The 17,935-nt window shown below is 42.9% G+C and carries 10 protein-coding genes and 1 CRISPR repeat array; of the genes, 2 read left to right on the forward strand and 8 right to left on the reverse strand.

Annotated features, from left to right (window positions below; all coding sequences use genetic code 11):
* Positions 1-32: 32 nt before the first annotated feature.
* A CRISPR array of direct repeats spans positions 33-938; the repeat unit is 37 nt; unit sequence GTTTCAATCCCTAATAGGGAGAAAGAGAAATTTCAAC.
* A 304-nt stretch (positions 939-1,242) separates the two neighbouring features.
* The 5 genes from DP116_RS07110 to DP116_RS07130 form a co-directional block, all read right to left on the reverse strand.
* A complete protein-coding gene (locus DP116_RS07110) occupies positions 1,243-3,309 on the reverse strand; it encodes an RNB domain-containing ribonuclease (protein ID WP_169154512.1) in 2,067 nt (688 codons plus the stop codon).
* 108 nt (positions 3,310-3,417) lie between these two features.
* Complete coding sequence (gene rpsR / locus DP116_RS07115) at positions 3,418-3,633, reverse strand: 30S ribosomal protein S18 (RefSeq protein WP_048869186.1); 216 nt, start codon at positions 3,631-3,633, stop codon at positions 3,418-3,420.
* Positions 3,634-3,635: 2 nt separating this feature from the next.
* Positions 3,636-3,830: a 50S ribosomal protein L33 gene (gene rpmG / locus DP116_RS07120; protein ID WP_169154513.1), complete on the reverse strand. Its 195-nt coding sequence runs from the start codon at positions 3,828-3,830 to the stop codon at positions 3,636-3,638.
* A gap of 191 nt (positions 3,831-4,021) precedes the next feature.
* Entirely contained in the window at positions 4,022-4,564 is a 543-nt protein-coding gene (locus tag DP116_RS07125) for an RDD family protein (protein ID WP_169154514.1), read from the reverse strand.
* A 70-nt stretch (positions 4,565-4,634) separates the two neighbouring features.
* Complete coding sequence (locus DP116_RS07130; RefSeq protein ID WP_169154515.1) at positions 4,635-6,227, reverse strand: hybrid sensor histidine kinase/response regulator; 1,593 nt, start codon at positions 6,225-6,227, stop codon at positions 4,635-4,637.
* 424 nt (positions 6,228-6,651) lie between these two features.
* Between DP116_RS07130 and DP116_RS07135 the strand changes: the two genes are divergently transcribed.
* Complete coding sequence (locus DP116_RS07135) at positions 6,652-7,920, forward strand: molybdopterin molybdotransferase MoeA (protein ID WP_169154516.1); 1,269 nt, start codon at positions 6,652-6,654, stop codon at positions 7,918-7,920.
* A 94-nt stretch (positions 7,921-8,014) separates the two neighbouring features.
* On the opposite strand, the gene DP116_RS07140 is transcribed toward DP116_RS07135, so the two are convergent.
* The 3 genes from DP116_RS07140 to DP116_RS07150 form a co-directional block, all read right to left on the reverse strand.
* Positions 8,015-11,578 carry a phytase gene (locus DP116_RS07140; protein ID WP_169154517.1) on the reverse strand — a complete coding sequence of 1,188 codons (3,564 nt, stop codon included), beginning with the start codon at positions 11,576-11,578 and terminating at the stop codon, positions 8,015-8,017.
* Positions 11,579-11,959: 381 nt separating this feature from the next.
* Entirely contained in the window at positions 11,960-12,820 is an 861-nt protein-coding gene (locus tag DP116_RS07145) for a response regulator transcription factor (protein WP_169154518.1), read from the reverse strand.
* 37 nt (positions 12,821-12,857) lie between these two features.
* Complete coding sequence (locus DP116_RS07150; protein WP_169154519.1) at positions 12,858-14,813, reverse strand: scytonemin biosynthesis sensor histidine kinase; 1,956 nt, start codon at positions 14,811-14,813, stop codon at positions 12,858-12,860.
* Between the two features lie 1,242 nt (positions 14,814-16,055).
* Between DP116_RS07150 and scyA the strand changes: the two genes are divergently transcribed.
* Positions 16,056-17,927, forward strand: a complete 1,872-nt coding sequence (gene scyA / locus DP116_RS07155) for a scytonemin biosynthesis protein ScyA (protein ID WP_169154520.1) — start codon at positions 16,056-16,058, stop codon at positions 17,925-17,927.
* Positions 17,928-17,935 lie beyond the last annotated feature (8 nt).

The following is a 17,935-nucleotide window of genomic DNA, read 5'->3' on the forward strand; positions in this document are numbered from 1 at the left end:
CGTCCTGTTCAGAAAGAAAACCAAATCAACTCGTTTCAATCCCTAATAGGGAGAAAGAGAAATTTCAACCAAGTGCCAGGTCTACGAGCCGCAGCAATTACCGTGTTTCAATCCCTAATAGGGAGAAAGAGAAATTTCAACCTTGGGCTTGCTCCCTACTGGGACGAGGGGGAGTATGGTTTCAATCCCTAATAGGGAGAAAGAGAAATTTCAACTCATTGGCAGTCATTCACCTAGAACAAGTAGGTTTCAGTTTCAATCCCTAATAGGGAGAAAGAGAAATTTCAACGTTATAGATCTAGAGATAGTCACAAGTCTTATAGTTTCAATCCCTAATAGGGAGAAAGAGAAATTTCAACGCATGGTTTGCACCCGATGTCTCCCCTGCGAAACGTTTCAATCCCTAATAGGGAGAAAGAGAAATTTCAACTATTGTATCAGGCAATAAAAAAGCTGCCACTCGCTGTTTCAATCCCTAATAGGGAGAAAGAGAAATTTCAACTAAAGAAAAGTTAAGGCTTAAAGCTGAAGAGAAAGGTCAGGTTTCAATCCCTAATAGGGAGAAAGAGAAATTTCAACCATATCTGTCTCCCCAGGGGTCGGTTTCAGTGAGGTGTTTCAATCCCTAATAGGGAGAAAGAGAAATTTCAACTTTCCCTTGCGCCGCGAGTCGATTATGAATTGGGTTTCAATCCCTAATAGGGAGAAAGAGAAATTTCAACAAAACTGCGAGTTTTGATTTTCAATCATTAAGTAGTTTCAATCCCTAATAGGGAGAAAGAGAAATTTCAACGACCTATTGTGGGCGGCTACCGAGGGCTTTAGAGATGTTTCAATCCCTAATAGGGAGAAAGAGAAATTTCAACTGGTTTAAGCAACAGTTGCTGCGGTTCGATGAGGTGTTTCAATCCCTAATAGGGAGAAAGAGAAATTTCAACGGAGGTACTCAGAAAACTGCACCATATAAAGTTTTCAAGGTTCTAAATCGCGGATGATCTAATGATAGCATGAAAAAAGTAAATTGATTGACAGGCAAATCGCTAAAATCCAGTCTAGGCAAGGGGCGCGGATGGGTTATCATCGAATATTCTCCAAAATCCTTGTACTGTAAGCAATCCAACCATTTTTTTCTTAACCCTTTTTTCTACACCTACCCATCCGCGCTATCGGCAAAGAAAATCATGTTATCACGAGGTTATTGACCACCCATCTTTACCAAAACAGCAGGCGCACAGCATGGAATTACATTGAATTTGCCGTAGGTTGCGCTTCTTGATAAATAATTTCTTGAAACTGAATGACGTCTCTAAGAGGATCAGCATGAAAGACTTTCACTAACATCTGTTCGCCCAACTTCACAGAACGTTTAAATAACATTGGCAACTGCAAGCCTAAATCTTCTAACAAAATCAGCGCTAAACCACTATCTTCTCTTAACCACATCAGCACTGTTGCTTCCCAAATTTCATCAGGCTGACGGCGCAGATACTCTAAAGCCCAATATCTATTAGTTTGCCGTTCTACCATTGTCACTTCTTGGGTGATTGAAGATACGGTCATCATGACTTCTTTCAATTGTTCGGCTGAAAAGGGCAACACTTCACCACGCAAATGTGCTTTCAGTTGAAAGTGAGTCAGCAAATCGCTGTAGCGGCGGATAGGAGAAGTTGCTTGAGTATAAGTATCTAACCCTAAACCAGCATGTCTGACGGGGCTAATGCTCATTTCGCTCTTAGGCATACAACGACGCATAGCGCAAGCCCGGACAAATCCTGCTGGCAGCTGTAGCAATTCTTGCTCCGGAGGTAACTCTGGCTGTGGTTGACCGCGAAAGGGCAAGGGGATGTTATACTTTTGACCGTAGCGGGCTGCAACTTCGCCAGCAACAATCATCATCTCGGCGACTAATTGCCGTGATGTGGAGTCTTGTAATATATCGATGCTGATATTATCGCCTTTGACTTTAATCATTGCCTCGGGCATGTTGATGCTGATTGCTCCTTGAGCATAGCGCCAAGCTTTGCGTCGTCGTGCCCAGTTGGCGATCGCCGCAATTTCCGATTCTGCCTCCACTCCCAAATCCAACACTTCATCAACATCTTCGTAAGTCAGGCGATATGTTGGTTTAATAAAACTTGGATGGATGCTATAATCTTCTACTGCCCCAGTATCATCCAAAATAATCCCAAAACTCAAGGCATAACAGACTTTTCCCTGCACCAGACTCATTGGTCCTGTTGCCAAAACTTCAGGGAACATAGGAACCATGCCTGTGGGCAAATATACTGTGCTGCCTCGCTTTCTTGCGTCTAAATCTAACTCATCTTCTGGTATCAACCAGCGCGTCGGATCAGCAATATGCACCCACAACCGCTCTTTGCCATCGGGAAGTAATTCCCAACTTAGACCATCATCTATCTCGGTTGTACTTTCATCATCAATTGTGTACACCTTAAGATGGGTTAGATCCAGGCGGTTGACATCTCTGTCTGGTGGATGTGATTCCAATCGCTGTTGCGACACTTCTAATACCTTACTAGCGAACTGTACCGGAATTGACGAACGACGTAAAAATAAGTTTTCATGGGGACTCCAGCTACCCAAGTCCACTAACAGTTGAAAAGCACCTTGGGGGGTTGCGGGACGTCCCAGCATATTCATCGTTTCCAAGACCAATGCTGGGGGAGGATAGGCACGAGCTAGGGAATCATAGTTTAACCCTACACGTACTATATCAGCAACTAGAGCTGCATATTTTTCTAGGGCTTCTAGGCGGTGGCGATCATAGCGTTGCCACTCTACTGGTTCACCCTTAAGCGCCTGTTCTACTCTTGCCAGGAATTCTTGCTGTCCTTTAGCTTTGAGTGCCTCTACCTCTAGTTGGTGTTTGCGTTCTGCCACTTGAGCTGCACTTCGCGGCTCGTAAGCATCTCCCTTCTGTTTGAAGTAAATTTTATCATCTGATAATAAATAATACGCTGCGTAGCAATGAGGCGGTTGTGATTCTGAAAACAGTAGATTTGCCATCTCACAAGGCGTCACTGTTTCCCCACCTTCTACGAGTAATTCCCAAGCGACTTCTAAACTGGTGGGTTCCAAATAAGGCTTGACTTCCTCTAAGAATCCGGGGATTTGCGAAGATTTGTAGGTTTCCCCAGTCACTGTGTAGGTGATTTGCCGAGGTGCGAGACTGTGGGATTGACCACGTTCATCTACCACAAAGAAACGACTTTTGCCGTCTGGGCGGTCTACTACACCCAAACGGCGATCGCTACCAAGTCGAAATTCAACTAGCGTCCCCTTCTCCACAAGCCTCGCAATGATTTATATTCAGAATTTTTATTTTGGATTTTAGTTAGGAGTTAGGAGTTAGGAGTCAATTACTCATTACTCTTAACTCATCACTCTTAACTATTATTAGCCTTCAGCATTGATAAACGGCAACAATGCCATAATACGAGCACGTTTAATCGATAATGTCAACTCTCGCTGTTGCTGAGATGTCAGTCCAGTAATCCGTCGAGGTAATATCTTGCCTCGCTCAGTGATAAACTTACGCAGCAAATCAACATCTTTGTAATCGATTGGTTCTCCCGGCTTAATCGGAGATAGACGACGGCGATAATAGCTCATTGTTACTTAATTTCCTTGTGAACGGTATGTCTGTTGCAGTTCGGGCAGAACTTTTTCAGTTCTAGTCGATTGGTGGTGTTACGACGGTTCTTAGTCGTTGTATAACGCGAAACTCCAGGAGAGCGCTTGTCTGAATTTGTACGACACTCAGTACATTCCAGTGTGATTATTATCCGGGCACCTTTACTCTTGGCCATAATCTTACAAAACGTTGACTCTGACGAGAATTAGCAGTTATCAGTTATCAGTTATCAGTTATCAAGTACCAGCCGCAGTTATCAGTTACCAGTTATCAGGGAGGTTAAGAAATCGCTGACTCTGTTCCCTGTTCCCTGTTCCCTGTTCCCTGTTCCCTGTTCCCTGTTCACTGATTTAACACAAATGACTATTATCTCATATTCCGCCGTGTTTTTTCAACTAACCGCTTAATTTTAATGTCAAGCGAATAGCCACGACGCGACGAAATGATCATAGTCTTGGCATAGCGGTCATGCAAAGCTTGCCGCAGTTGGGTATCAGATAAAGCTGCACCACAGTCAATTGCCAACGGAATAAATAGCAGTATAGCAGTGGGATTACGTATGATGTTACTCAGAGCGATCGAAACCAGAAGTGCGCCAAGCCCAACTATTCCTTCTCGCTTCAAAAGAGATTGCAAATCAGGAACTCTACCCCGTTCGATTTCTAACACCTTGATATCAAAAGCATAGCGCCCTAAACTTTGCCCCTGATTGTTGTAAGGTACAACAACCCGCAAAATTACCCAAGCAATAGCGAAAACTAGTATCTGAACAATTTGCACGCCGAGTTGAGAACTTCCTAATAAGGAACTCACTACCGAGACACAAAGGAAATCAATGCCTGATGCCATTCCTCTTCGCCCAAAATCAACCTTAGGATAGTGTTTGGGAGGAACTTGTTCAATAGACATATTTAAAATGCGTATTTATAGAGAGTTTGGAGGTTGGTTTTTTTTCCCTCTACTTTAATGTTAAAGTTACTTACGCATTCTTTCCCGCAGAAAGCCGATGAGATTTGTGGTTCAAACTTTGTAAATCTGATCCACTTTCAATCAGTTCTAAGGACTGTGGACTTTGATGATTCAATGAAAGCTTGACTGTAAATGTTGTCCCGACTCCCACTTGGCTTTCTAAGCAGATCTGACCTTGATGCAGTTCGACACACTTTTTGACTATCGATAGCCCTAGTCCCGTTCCTGGAATACTACCCACATTGCTAGCACGATGGAAAGTTTCAAACAAAAGTTGTTGGTCTTTGATGGGGATACCAATACCAGAATCTTGGATTTGGAACGTGAGGGTATCATCTTGACAAATGACATCAAATTGAATTACGCCACCTTGAGGAGAATACTTGATGGCATTGGAAAGTAGATTAGTCAAAATGTAACGCAACAGATTTTCGTCCACAAGAACTGGAGTAGGTTTTCCCTGAAACCTAAAGATAATTTGGTGTTTTCCATTTGCACTCAATTGCAAATTTTGTGTCAGTTCGCTACAGAAGTTTTGTAAATCTAGTAATGTAGGTTCGTATTGTAGTTTGCCTGCATCACTCTTGCCCCAAAATAAAACTTCATCTAATAATTGCTGCATCTGACGTATGGCAGTTTGAATTTTGCCAAAGTATTTACTCCTTTGCGGGTCAGACAACTGATGGTTATATGATTCGAGTAATTCTATTGCTGTGCGAATCACGGACATCGGATTGCGGAACTCATGAGAAACCATTGAAACAAAGCTAGATTTCATTTCGTTGAGTTCTCGTTCCTGTTGCCATGCTTTGATCATCTCTGCTTCAGCGCGTTTTTGCTCGCTAATATCCCAAGCTTCGACAATCAGTAGCACCACTTTTCCAGTTTCATCTTTTAAGGGTCTGACGGAAAAGTCAATCCACAGCATCGCATCGTTTGCACCGCGTAAGTGCAATTCATGGCGGAGAGATTCACCATCAGCAGCTTTGGCAATGATACTTTTCAACCACCCTGGATTTGCGGAAGATAAATTCCAGCTTTCAAGTTCCCACAACGGTTTGCCAACACAATCTTGTTGTTGAGTACCCCACAAATTTAGGGCAGATTGGTTCATTTCCACAATCATCCCCGAACATGTGACCAGCACTATCGATTGAGGTGTTTGTTTAAAAACTCCCCGCAAGCGATGCTGACATTCTTGTAGTTGATTAAGAATTTGTCCCCGCTCGATAGCATATCGAATAACATGCTCTAGTAACTTAGGCGTAATTTGTCCTTTTACCAGATAATCTTGTACACTATTAGCCACTGCTTGTAAAGCAATGTCTTCATCGTCAAACCCCGTTAGCACCACTATTGGGACGTTTGGTGCTGCTGTAGAAAATTTTGCTAAGGTTTTTAATCCTTGAGAATCTGGTAGAGAAAGGTCTAACAAAACTATATCAAAAACCCTTTTGCTACAGGCACTAAGCGCATCACTGAGACGCTCCAAATGTACCACATGCCATTTTTCTTTGCCTAAATGCCAAAGCGTTTGCTGCAGCAACTTGGCATCGCTGGGATTATCTTCTACCAAAAGAATGTTAATTGATGCCTTATTCATAAAATAAAGTTATTTTACCGCTGTGAACTGAACTTGGGGTGGTTCTTCGCAGCGAAACATAATGACGACGTTATTATAATGTTGAACTAGCTGTATGAATTGTGCTGTGTCAGTAGTCACTGTTGTTAAGGGTTTATCAGTAATAATGGCATTGCTTTATACAATCTTTATGGAAACTTTATTTAAAAATTCCTCCTCAGCAGCCGCAGTATAAAATAGTAATAAGTGAGAGAAAAGCTCTGAGGCTAGAACTCATTTAGTAATTAACCAGCAAGTAGTAAACTAATTGCTGCATCTACATTGACCTTTTCACAATGTAACTCATGTCGTCTAATGGGGTCGAGTTGAGACGATCTTGGTGTTTTGATAGTTTCAGTTTTGTGCTTGGAAAGTTTTTTGGTTAGGTTATTACGAGGGCAATATTATGCTATCAGTAAGCGATGCAGAAGGCATTATTTTCAATTTAGTACAACCCCTGAATACTCAACAGGATACAGAATTGGTTGATTTGTTATTCGCAGGCGATAGCTTCGCTGCTGCGCTCTGCGCAGATCGCATTTTAGCATCTGAGGTGACTAGTCAACTAGATTTTCCCCACTGGGACAACTCAGCAATGGATGGCTATGCAGTGCGATACGAAGATGTACAGGATTGTAGCGAGGACAAGCCAGCAGTTTTAGAGATTGTTGAAGAAATTCCTGCTGGGGTTCAACCGAAATCTACTATTCAATCAGGGCAAGCGGCGCGAATTTTTACAGGTGCAGTCATGCCTGCGGGTGCAGATACAGTTGTGATGCAAGAAAAAACACGTAGGGAAGAAAATCGTGTGATTATCCTTACAGCCCCAAAACTGCAAGAATTTGTGAGAAAACGGGGAATGTACTACCGAGCAGGGACACAATTAGTACCAGCAGGGATTCCGTTGAAGGCTTCAGAAATTGCTGTATTAACTGCAGTTCAATGTACTCAACTGAAGGTTTTTCGCCGTCCTCGTGTTGCTATTTTCTCTACAGGAGATGAACTGGTGACACCTGACAAGCCGTTGCAACCTGGTCAAATTGTAGATTCAAATCAGTATGCCCTAGCAACTTTGATTCGACAGATTGGTGCCGAACCTATAATGTTAGGAATTGTTAAGGATAAACCAGAAGCACTCAAGGAAGCGATCGCTTACGCTATTGCTCACGCTGATGTCGTAATCTCTTCGGGGGGTGTCTCTGTGGGAGATTATGATTATGTTGAGCAAATTCTAGAGTCACTGGGAGGCGAAATTCACGTTCGTGCTGTTGCGACCAAACCTGGTAAACCCCTGACAGTTGCTACATTTAAAAATGATCCACGTCCAATTTTGTACTTTGGTTTGCCAGGAAACCCTGTTGCTGCTTTGGTGACTTTTTGGCGGTTTGTACAACCAGCCATCAAAAAACTTTCAGGACTTGCTCATGGTTGGGAACCAGTGTTTCTCAAAGCGCTGACGCGTCAGGAGTTGTGTTCTGGTGGTAAGCGTGAAACTTATGTTTGGGGTCAGTTGTACGTCAAAAATGGAGTTTACGAATTTCAGCCAGCAGGTGGACTTCAAAATTCTGGGAACTTAATTAATTTAGCTCAAACCAACGGCTTAGCTGTTCTACCAGTGGGTACGACACTTATTCCTGCTGGAGAAGAAGTGCAAGTCCTACAGGTAGGGTCGTAAACTCGTACAAAAAGACACAAAAACAGCAATACTCAATGTGTCTTTGTGTCTACTCAACTTTACTGCTTGTGGCTAAATTCTAATGATGAAGTACTCACCAAGTCACATCGCCAGTCAAATTATTATCTACCCGTAGAACAGAAGATGATTGGGTAATGTCGCTGCTAACACTGCCATTCACGAGGTTAGTATTAGGATTGCGGGGGTTGTAGCTGCTGGTGTCAATTGTCAACGGGTTAGGGAAGGCGTAAGCAATGTTCTCCCAAGGAACAAACTTAAAGTTGGTGTTGACGTTTTCACCATCGACAATCTTAGCAGGCAAATTTCTGCCATCCTGAGTAATGAATACACCATACGGGAAGTTGGGACCCAACGGCACGTTGATAACATCTGCACCATCTGACTCTTGAACGCTGTCAATTCCTCCGTTGTTACCAACACCAAAACGACCTACGAAGTCATTTTGACCCTCACGAGTGTAGACTACAAAGGTGCTGTCACCTTGACTAGAAGCTAGCAGATAACCTGTACCATCTTTAGCATAATAGATGGAGAGTCCTTCCACATCGTCTTCCACATAGCTACCGCCTAAGTCTTTCACTTTGTCAATCAGCGTACCAGTTGTGCCTCCATTTGGTTCTGCTTGATACTTCCAAATCCCTACATCTTCTTGACCAATGTAAAGATAACCGAGTTCTTGGTCTGCTACTGTTCCCTCAAGTTGAGCATCACGTCCAGCAGTTGTAGGTACTGTGAAATTACGTACTCTTTCAGCACCAATCTTACCATTTCCTGTGTCAATCAATTTGTACTGTGCAACATCTCCAGTTTCTCTACGATTGGCAAAGACGTAGTAATCATCTGTCACAGGACTATGGTACAAAGCTATGCCATAAGCACTCCGCGATGATGGTGAGTAGGGAGGTTCAAAGGGTGATGATTGGAACAAAGTACCGATACTGCTATCTGTGATATCTTCCAGGTATTGACCCGAGGTGCTGGGAGAGGAATTGATTTTGAAGATAGCCAGCTTATCGTTGTTGCGGTCTGTCGCTACGGCAATATCAACAGAATCACCGCCTAACTTAAAGCCGTATTGCAGGTCAATGTTGTTGTAACGGATATTACCTGGATTGAACTCTTGTAAGAGATTACCAGACAAGTCATAAACTCGTAAGCCTGCATTTTTCACTGCTGTGAGTACTAGGCTTTGTTCTGGATTAGAGGAATTTACATAGATAGCCGGGTCATCCGCGTCTGCGCGTTGGTCGCGTGGTAAATTTGGGTCATTCAACAAGTCAGGACGGGTTTCCACTGTAGGCGCGACGGTAGGAACTAAGTCTGCACCCAAAGCGAGAATTTGAGTAAATTGGGTCTGGCTAAAGTTGTTGTCACTCACCAAAACGATGGACTGACGACCATCATCCAGTTTTGGACCAAAGGCGATGCCTTCAATATTATCTGTACCTGTGGGTAGATTCAGCGAGTTGAGATTTAACACCAAACGCTTCTCGGCAGGTTTGATATCTGCTAGTTGTTCAGCACTTAAATTATTAAGAGAATCGTAATACTTGATGTCAGTTGCTCCTTGCAAGCTGACTTCGTAAATTTTGATGGTATTGCCAACTCCTGCGGAGAAAGAGCGTTCCAATGCTAGTAGTGTACCTCGGTTATCAAGTGCGAGTAAATCTACTAAGCCATTATCACCTGAACCTGTCGTGGGGTTTGGTAGAGTGGCGATCGCATCAGTCTTATAAAGATATTCCTTCTCTGGCTGTCCGCTCACCAAGTTATATTGTAAGATACGAGAACGGCTTCCATCAGTCAGTGTCGCAGTAGGACCATCTTGGAACAGGGCGTTTTCTGTTGCTGTGTACAAAGTCTTTTGGTCAGGCGTAATGGTGAGACTTTCAAATGCCAAGTTGTTGCGAACACCTGAAATCTGAGTATCGCCAGCATCGATAACACCATTTCCATTAGTATCTTGTACAACGGGAAGAAACTTACTAGGAACAGGTAAGGAACGTACTTGCTGTCCTGTGGTGAGAGAAAATTCATTGACGAAAGGATTTGTCACTCGACCTGCACTGACGTTCACCTCTCCTTCAGAAGAGATGAATACCGTATTATTCTTGGTTAAAGCAATGCCTTCAGGGTCGAGACTGTTGAGTAGGAACTCCTTACCATTCTCATCTTTGAGGGTAGTCACATCTGTGAATGTGACACTCAAGTCGGTTTTTTGAGGAGATGCAGTTTCTAGGGTAAATGTGTAGAAGCGCGCGGGAGCAATTTGGGAGCGGTCATCTGAGATACTGTAGAAGCGATTATTTGCTGCATCGTATGTGACTCCGGACAATCCGCCAACAGGAGTTTCTTTTCCATCCACGGTTCCAGCCGCACCATTCGGGATAAAGCCAGTGGGGAAGATTGTTTGTCCTGAGAAGTTTACATCCGGAATTGTCTTACCTGCTTCCGTGGGTGGTACCTGCAAATCAGCCCATACTAAACGATGGTCGGAACTGGGGAAACCACCAGATAAACTAGAGTCGTAAGTGCCTACCAGTGGAAACAGTGGGTCAGTATTGAGGGGCCAGAAAACGGCTGAGTTTGTGATGTTTAAGTCAGCAGAAGGTAATACGTAGTCTGTCCGCAAATTGCCAGGATTCGTATCCGAAAAGTCTGCTGTGTCAAAAGCAGAGTTACCGCGATGATTCAGATTTGCTCCACCCTGTAATATAGCTTGCTGTGAACCACCGGAACTAGAAGGGATGAAATTTGTATTGATATTGGGGTTCAGCAATAATTGCCGGATAGCGTTGTTGTAGCTGTCGCCATCAAAGGGGTCTGCATTTTGGTCACCCATAATGACAAAGCGTGAACCAGCAGCAAGACCACCTTTTTTACCCGCATCGTCGTAGATGTAGACACCTTTACCTGGAGTAATGTAATCTGAAAAGAAACGAATTTCGTCGTAGTTGCGTTTACCATTGCGGTCTTCCGGACCATCGAACGTCGGGGGTGTCGGATGGCTGACCAAAGCGTGAATTGTCTCGCCATTGACTGTAATTGGAACATCCCAATGACTTTTGGAAGAAAGACGTAACACGGCTTGTTCTTCTTCTGAGTACCAAGGTGTCTGGGAGTCAGGAAGAGCAATAGTTGGCAAGAGTGACCCTGGTATATCCTTCCACAGGAAGTTTTGGAACGTCCGTACATTAGCAGTGTCGATGGGGTACTTCGACAGCAGCAACAAGCCGTACTGACCAGGGAACTCGCCAAAGCCAAACGCATCGTCACCATATCCTCGTGTACCAGGAGTTGTGACGACTGTACCATCGTTATTCAAGTCAAATCCAGATGGGATACCAGTATTTGAGGGTGCGATGTAGACGTAAGGGTAGTCAACTACGTTTGCCCCGTTTTGACTGACACCTAAGTAATTTTTCTGGAAGAGTCGGACTGGCGAAAGAGGATCTGCCTGATTGTAATCAAACTCGTTAATCAGCAGCACATCTGGGTTATTACGCTGGATAATTTCAGCAACAGCTTTTGCTTGAGCATTATCAGGGGTAGACAAATCAGTGACTAACTGACCTTCTGCGCTGCGGTTTAGAGAAGCATTGAACTGTGAAAAGCGGACTGTATTAGTGGTTACCATAATATTCGCCTGAATAAGTGTATCAACTGCAAAGACAAGCTTTAGATTCGGGGCAATTCGTGATGTACAAACGACAATATTGCGCATTCCTTCTATGAAGAAGCGCAGATTCTGAAATGATCGTCATTGCTATTTGTATTAATTTGTATTCAGCATCATCAAATTATCTTAGTAACATTAAGAAGTAGATAGCAAAAGGTTAAGACATCAGTAAAACTTGTAACGGTCTTTACCTCTTTTGTTAATTAACCTGCGGAATGTGGGATCTATCTATGCCTATCTATGCCGATGCGAAAAATACAGATCCCCCACTTCGTAAGAGAAGTCGGGGATTTTGTTTTGTTTTTCACATTTTTTGTAGCGTGCGCGTAGGCTTATGATTTAGGACTGCGATAGATTCAGTGAAGTTTTATAATCTCCGACTTTGGAATTGCGAATCAGTTGATGCTCTTTTCTCCAGGTTTGAGGAGGGATACCGTGATGTTGACGAAACTGGCGGGAAAAATGACACGCATTTTGATAGCCGAGTGCTAAAGCAATTTGCTCGATTGTTTGGTTAGTATCTTGGAGTAAAGAACGTGCTGCTGACATCCGGCGCTTAACAATCCAGTTGTTGACTGTTTCTCCTGTGATTTTTCCAACTCTGTTAGTCAAGTAAGCCGAAGAGTAACCAACTGCTTCAGCTACGTCACACAGAGTGATACCTTGGTCATAATTTGCCTCTATATAGTCGAAAACTTCTTTAAGTTGCGGTACAGAAGGAAAGATAGATTCTGAGTCCACTGATGAAGCTGTGTCTGGTGCGACGGGTGCTGAAAAATTCTGGCAGCATGCAGTATACCAGTACTGCATAATTTTTACTTGCTTTTCTAATCTGACTGCTATAGCTCTGAGTAACTGCTGTACTGTACAAGGCTTGGTAAGATAGTCATCTGCTCCCAATTCCATACCTTTGCGAAGAGATTCGTTACTGGCGCTACCAGTTAGAAAAATAAACGGTATAATTGCAGTCACAGGATCTTGGCGCAGCATCCTGAGAACGCCAAAACCATCCATATCCGGCATCATAATATCGCAAATCACTAAATCGGGTAGATGCTCTTGTGCTTTTTGGATACCAATAGTACCATTTTCAGCACCTATGGTGTCGAAACCTTCCGCCTCAAGACCGTCTAAAAAGATCTTACGGCTCATGGCATTATCTTCAATAATCAGAATTTTTTGTGACGATTTGTTTATCATGTCCAATTGGTAGATGTTGATGTCTTTTAGCTAAGAGTTAAGAGCTAACCGTTGGTAGATTGACAGTAAAAGTCGTGCCAACACCAACCACACTTTCCACGGTGATTTCACCGCCATGTAGATCTACGAGAGTTTTAACAATCGATAGACCCAATCCAGTTCCTGGTATATTGTCAATATTGCTGCCACGATAAAATGGCTCGAATATTTGTTGTTGATCCACTACTGGAATACCAATACCTGAATCTTCAATTTGAAAAACGACTTGATTGTTTTGACAGTAAAGTCTAAAAGTCACCGTGCTACTAGTAGGTGAATACTTGATAGCATTCGAGAGTAAATTAGTTAATATATGCTGTAGCAGTTTTGGATCTAAATAACCAGTAGAGCAGTTACCTTGGCTGACAAAGTTGATAGCTTTTTGGTTACCGCCTGCTATCTGTACCTGTGCTAGGATATCTGTGCAAAACCTCTCCAGGTTGAGTTGTCTTGGCTGACACTCCAATCTTGCAGATTCTGCCTGACCATACAATAGAATTTCGTCTAATAATTCACTAATTTGCTGAACAGCAACTGTAATCAAATCCAGATACGAACGATTTTTTTCTTCAGTCCATTGGTGAATATGACGTTTGAGTAAATCAGCAGAGAATGAGACAATGTTGAGCGGAGTGCGGAATTGATGGCAAAGCATAGAAACAAAACGTTCTCTGAGTTCGCTCAGTCGCTTTGCATGCTCAAGAGCTTGATGAAGCTCCGATTCTGCCTGCTTATAATCTGTAATATCAATGGCTGTCAGTAATTCGACTGGCTTTCTTGCGAAATCCAGCATTCCATCCAGTACTCCTACTGTACAGGCTAGCCAGCGCTCCACACCATTTTTTGTTCTAATCTGCATCTCCTGATATTCACTGTAGCCGGCTCCATTCTGCTTGTGAACCTGCCTAAGCTTTTTGCTTGTAATAAGTCGGTCTATATTAAAGTTATTGAACAATTCTTTTTTTGGATAGCCAGTGAGTACCTCTGCTGCAGAATTGGCATAGCAAATGCGACTGTCGCAAATTAGGAAAATACTAGCTTCTGTAGTTTCTGCCAAAGTACGAAATCTGGCTTCATTGAGCCTAAGTGCTTCTTCTGTTTTTCTGGACTCAGTAACGTCCCATATACTCCATACTCTACCGATAATTTTGTCTCCAAGCCGTTGTGGCTCAGAGTAATGTGCAAAGACTCTCCCATCCTTCAATTCCACCAAGTCATAGCTCTGTTTATCCGATTGACTAGGCATTTCCCAAACAGCCTGACGAAAAATCTCTGGATATTTAACTTGGTTCTCAAAAAAGCCTTTTGCTCGGTGAGATTTTTTAGACAGACTAACCGAGTTTGGGAATTGCCACATCTCCAGAAATTTCTGATTGTAGCAAAGAATTTCTCCTTCAAAATTCACTGCAACTATGCCATTTGCAGTGGATTCTAACGTCGAGCGAAGTAGGGAAAGAGATGTTTCTAGTTCTGTTTGTGTTCTTTGATATTCAATAACTTCTTGCTCGAACTCTTCTTTTGGATCAGAGGTTCTGTCAATATACTGTTGTACGCTCAAGCCTACTAATTCATCACTACTATCACGAGCAAAGGCACAGCCAAATTCTTTGCCTTGGTACTCTATATAAGTAAGATTCATTTCTACTAGAAAGACTCGACCTGTTCTTGTTTGATATCTAAATTTAAAGGTGAGGGAACCTTTTTCCTTGAGTGCTATCCATTTGTCTGACCAATTGTGTGCCGAAAAGTCTACATCTATATCTTGCAGTGTCATCGAGAGTAGTTCCTCACGGGAATACTCACTCATACGGCACATGGCATCATTCACGTAGAGAATTTGTGCGTTTAATCCCACACTGAAAGCAGCATCCGCAACCTGGTTAATAAGAAATTGTGCTAGCTTCAATTCCTCTTCCGGCTGTAGCACCGATTGAGAACTAGTATCAAATAGCATAATATTCACCAAAACTCATCACCCTCTACTGACCTGACAAAAAAAGTATAAATTAGCACTGTAGCGTTTTTGGGACTTGTTATCAAAATTTCTGAAATTTGGTGTTACGTTTTATCTGTCGCCTAACTTTAACTTATGAAATCTATAAGTATCTTAATATAACTTAATGTAAAAGTCAAAAAAATTCATTTTTATCACCCTGAAGCACGATAGCTGACAGTACCGCTGCTTAAACGCTCTGTTAAATGACAGTGGAAAAATCAAATACAGAAAACATTCAAGTATAAATCTTAGCCTTTAACAACGATGAGCAGAATATTTCCTTTTGAACATTTTTACTAGTTTTACCTCGTATAAGTTTAAGCACTCATATCAGCTTCTTAGTTGCAAAATGAATAACTGTATTACTACTGTGTACTTTTCTAGAATATAGTGACTAAAAACACGCAATACAGTTAACTTACTTAATTTGAGTAAAGAGCAGACAAATTTATAGATTTTCATGGCTGAATTGTTTCTAGTTAACCTAATTTCTTTAATTTACTCTTCTATGAATTCAACTACAAAATATTTTACAAGATCATCTGTCAAAAGAAATACCCTAATCCTGGCAAAATATGTATAGGCTAATACTTATCTATCTTGAGATTGATTATAGTAGAACCGAAAGAAGTGTTTTTGATAAGCAAACTTCTACTTAAAGGGCGTTGTGCTGCAACAGCACTAGAATTTATTCCACTTTTCAAGCAGAATCAGGCAAAACATTAAAATTTTATTAAAAATACGATGAACGCTATTTTTTGTGCTTATGTTCACTGGTTGTCCTTAGTTTTTCTTAGGTAACTCTACTTTCAAGTCATAATTAAGACATGTTAAAAAAGTAACTGAATGACCGATGTAAAGTACCAAAAGGTAGAGAAAAGTTGTTCAAAGAGTCGTACATATCATATTTAGTACAAACAAAAAATCTGACAACTCAATCAAAAGATTTTTCATTGCAGTAAAGTATCTAGCTTTTGTAGTCTTGTTTCCATAAGCACAGCCTCAATTGTTTAACTTCTTCGCAACAAGTTTTTTTACTGACGAAAAAGCGATCACTCGCCTTTCCCAGTGTTCGTCAAACTGGGTCGTGAAAATGTAGAAAAAATGGTGACATAAGGGATACTTAAGGCTGTGTGTGCGAGTGCAGCCTGAGAAATATAACTGGTAGCCTCTCCAATAATCAGGGAATATGTAGACGCAATGAGCCAAAACTATACTCAGACAAACTCTCTAGTCGGCACTCAGCCATACGACGTGTACCAACCAACTGACTCTTCCAAAGACCAGACAAATGGTAGTTCCAATGGTCACTCAAATGGTGCAGCCGTTGCACAAAAGCGATCGCCAACTGTAGCAGATGCGATCGCGAATATGATGGAAGATTTGGGAGTCAGCTGCGCCTTTGGCGTCAATGGAGGTGCGATGGCTGGTCTTTGGGGCTCGCTATCGAATAGCCTCTTACAAGTAATGAACTGCCGTCATGAAGCCGGAGCTGCTTTTGCAGCAGCTGAAGCGTACTTCGCGACTGGTCGTCCCACCGTAGTTTTTACAACCGCTGGACCAGGTATAACCAACGCTCTGACTGGGTTATTTGCTGCTCGGGGTGAGGGTGCAAAAGTGATTTTGCTGTCAGCTTGCACCTCCTCACCACAGCGCGGACGGTGGGCAATACAGGAAACCAGCAGCCACACTCTGCCAACTGAGGGAATTTTTACCTCAGGAACGCTGTTTAACTATGCTACCACTGTGGAGAGTGGTGCACAACTCCCACAAATTTTTCGTAAACTGGCTCTGGGTTTGTCCCAACCAGGAGCCTTTGTCGCCCATTTGAGCATTCCCACTGCTGTGCAAACAAGTCCGCTTGATAGAATGCCATTGTTCCAAGGAATGGATTGTTCTTTGGTAGTGCCACATACTGAAGCAATTGTTAAATGTACACAGTTGCTATCAGAAGGACCGTTTGCCATTTGGGTTGGTTTTGGTGCCCGTGGCGCAGCAGAAGAAATTCTCCAACTCGCCGAGAGAACCGGGGCAGCAGTTATATGTTCACCCCGTGGTAAAGGTATCTTTCCCGAAGATCATCCTCAATTTGTTGGGGTGACAGGCTTGGGAGGTCATGGTTCCGTCATGACCTATATGCAACAGCAAACACCTTTACGAACACTTGTGCTGGGAACGCGCCTTAGCGAACCAACTTCCTTCTGGAATGAAGCATTGGTTCCCCCAGGAGGCTTCGTGCATGTCGATATCGATCCAACAGTGCCAGGAGTTGCATATCCAGAAGCGGAAACCTTCGCTATCCAATCAGACATCAAAGCATTTTTGCAAGCGCTGTTGCAACATGATGAGCATCTCGCCAGTGCATCCGTAACAGCTTTATCGCTCCCTCGTCCTGAAGGTCAGACAATTCAACCAGGTTCAGACTCTCCAGTCAGACCAGAGGTGTTGATGGAAGCTATTCAAAAGGTGATCATCGATGGCACTGATGCCATAGTCATGGCGGAGTGTGGTAACTCGTTCCTTTGGTCAACACATTTACTGCGATTTGCAAACGCAAATCGTTACCGAATCAGCACCGGAGTTGGGGCTATGGGTCATGCTGCTGCGGGAGTTATCGGAGCAGCTGCTGCACGCAATGGCAAAGCAGTCGCCATCGTTGGGGATGGGGCAATGCTGATGAATAATGAAATCAGCACAGCTGTGAAATACGAAATTCCTGCCGTCTGGATTGTCCTCAACGATGCTCGTTACAACATGAGCCACCAGGGTATGGAAATGTTGGGACTCAAAGGTGCAGATGCATCAATTCCGCAAGCAGATTTTGCAGCGATTGCTCACGCTATGGGAGCCGAAGGAATCCGCATCAACAAAGAAATGGATCTTTTCTCAGCGTTAGAGCAAGCAATGGTAGCCACGGGTCCGATCGTTATCGATGTCGTGATTAACCCAGATAGACGCGCACCTTCCAAAGGACGCAACGCCGGTCTGGCATCACAAGGAGTCAAGTCAACTCCGGCTCAAAAGACTGAATTGCACGTGTCATTTCCACAAGTATCATTTCCAAATGCCTAATCAATTTG

The organism is Brasilonema bromeliae SPC951, assembly GCF_012912135.1.
Taxonomy (GTDB): Bacteria; Cyanobacteriota; Cyanobacteriia; order Cyanobacteriales; family Nostocaceae; genus Brasilonema; species Brasilonema bromeliae.

Coding starts and splice junctions, on each gene's coding strand:
- rpsR (WP_048869186.1), bottom strand. CDS start 3,633: ATGAGCTATTATCGCCGTCGTCTATCTCCGATTAAGCCGGGAGAACCA.
- rpmG (WP_169154513.1), bottom strand. CDS start 3,830: ATGGCCAAGAGTAAAGGTGCCCGGATAATAATCACACTGGAATGTACT.
- DP116_RS07125 (WP_169154514.1), bottom strand. CDS start 4,564: ATGTCTATTGAACAAGTTCCTCCCAAACACTATCCTAAGGTTGATTTT.
- DP116_RS07130 (WP_169154515.1), bottom strand. CDS start 6,227: ATGAATAAGGCATCAATTAACATTCTTTTGGTAGAAGATAATCCCAGC.
- DP116_RS07135 (WP_169154516.1), top strand. CDS start 6,652: ATGCTATCAGTAAGCGATGCAGAAGGCATTATTTTCAATTTAGTACAA.
- DP116_RS07140 (WP_169154517.1), bottom strand. CDS start 11,578: ATGGTAACCACTAATACAGTCCGCTTTTCACAGTTCAATGCTTCTCTA.
- DP116_RS07145 (WP_169154518.1), bottom strand. CDS start 12,820: ATGATAAACAAATCGTCACAAAAAATTCTGATTATTGAAGATAATGCC.
- DP116_RS07150 (WP_169154519.1), bottom strand. CDS start 14,813: ATGCTATTTGATACTAGTTCTCAATCGGTGCTACAGCCGGAAGAGGAA.
- scyA (WP_169154520.1), top strand. CDS start 16,056: ATGAGCCAAAACTATACTCAGACAAACTCTCTAGTCGGCACTCAGCCA.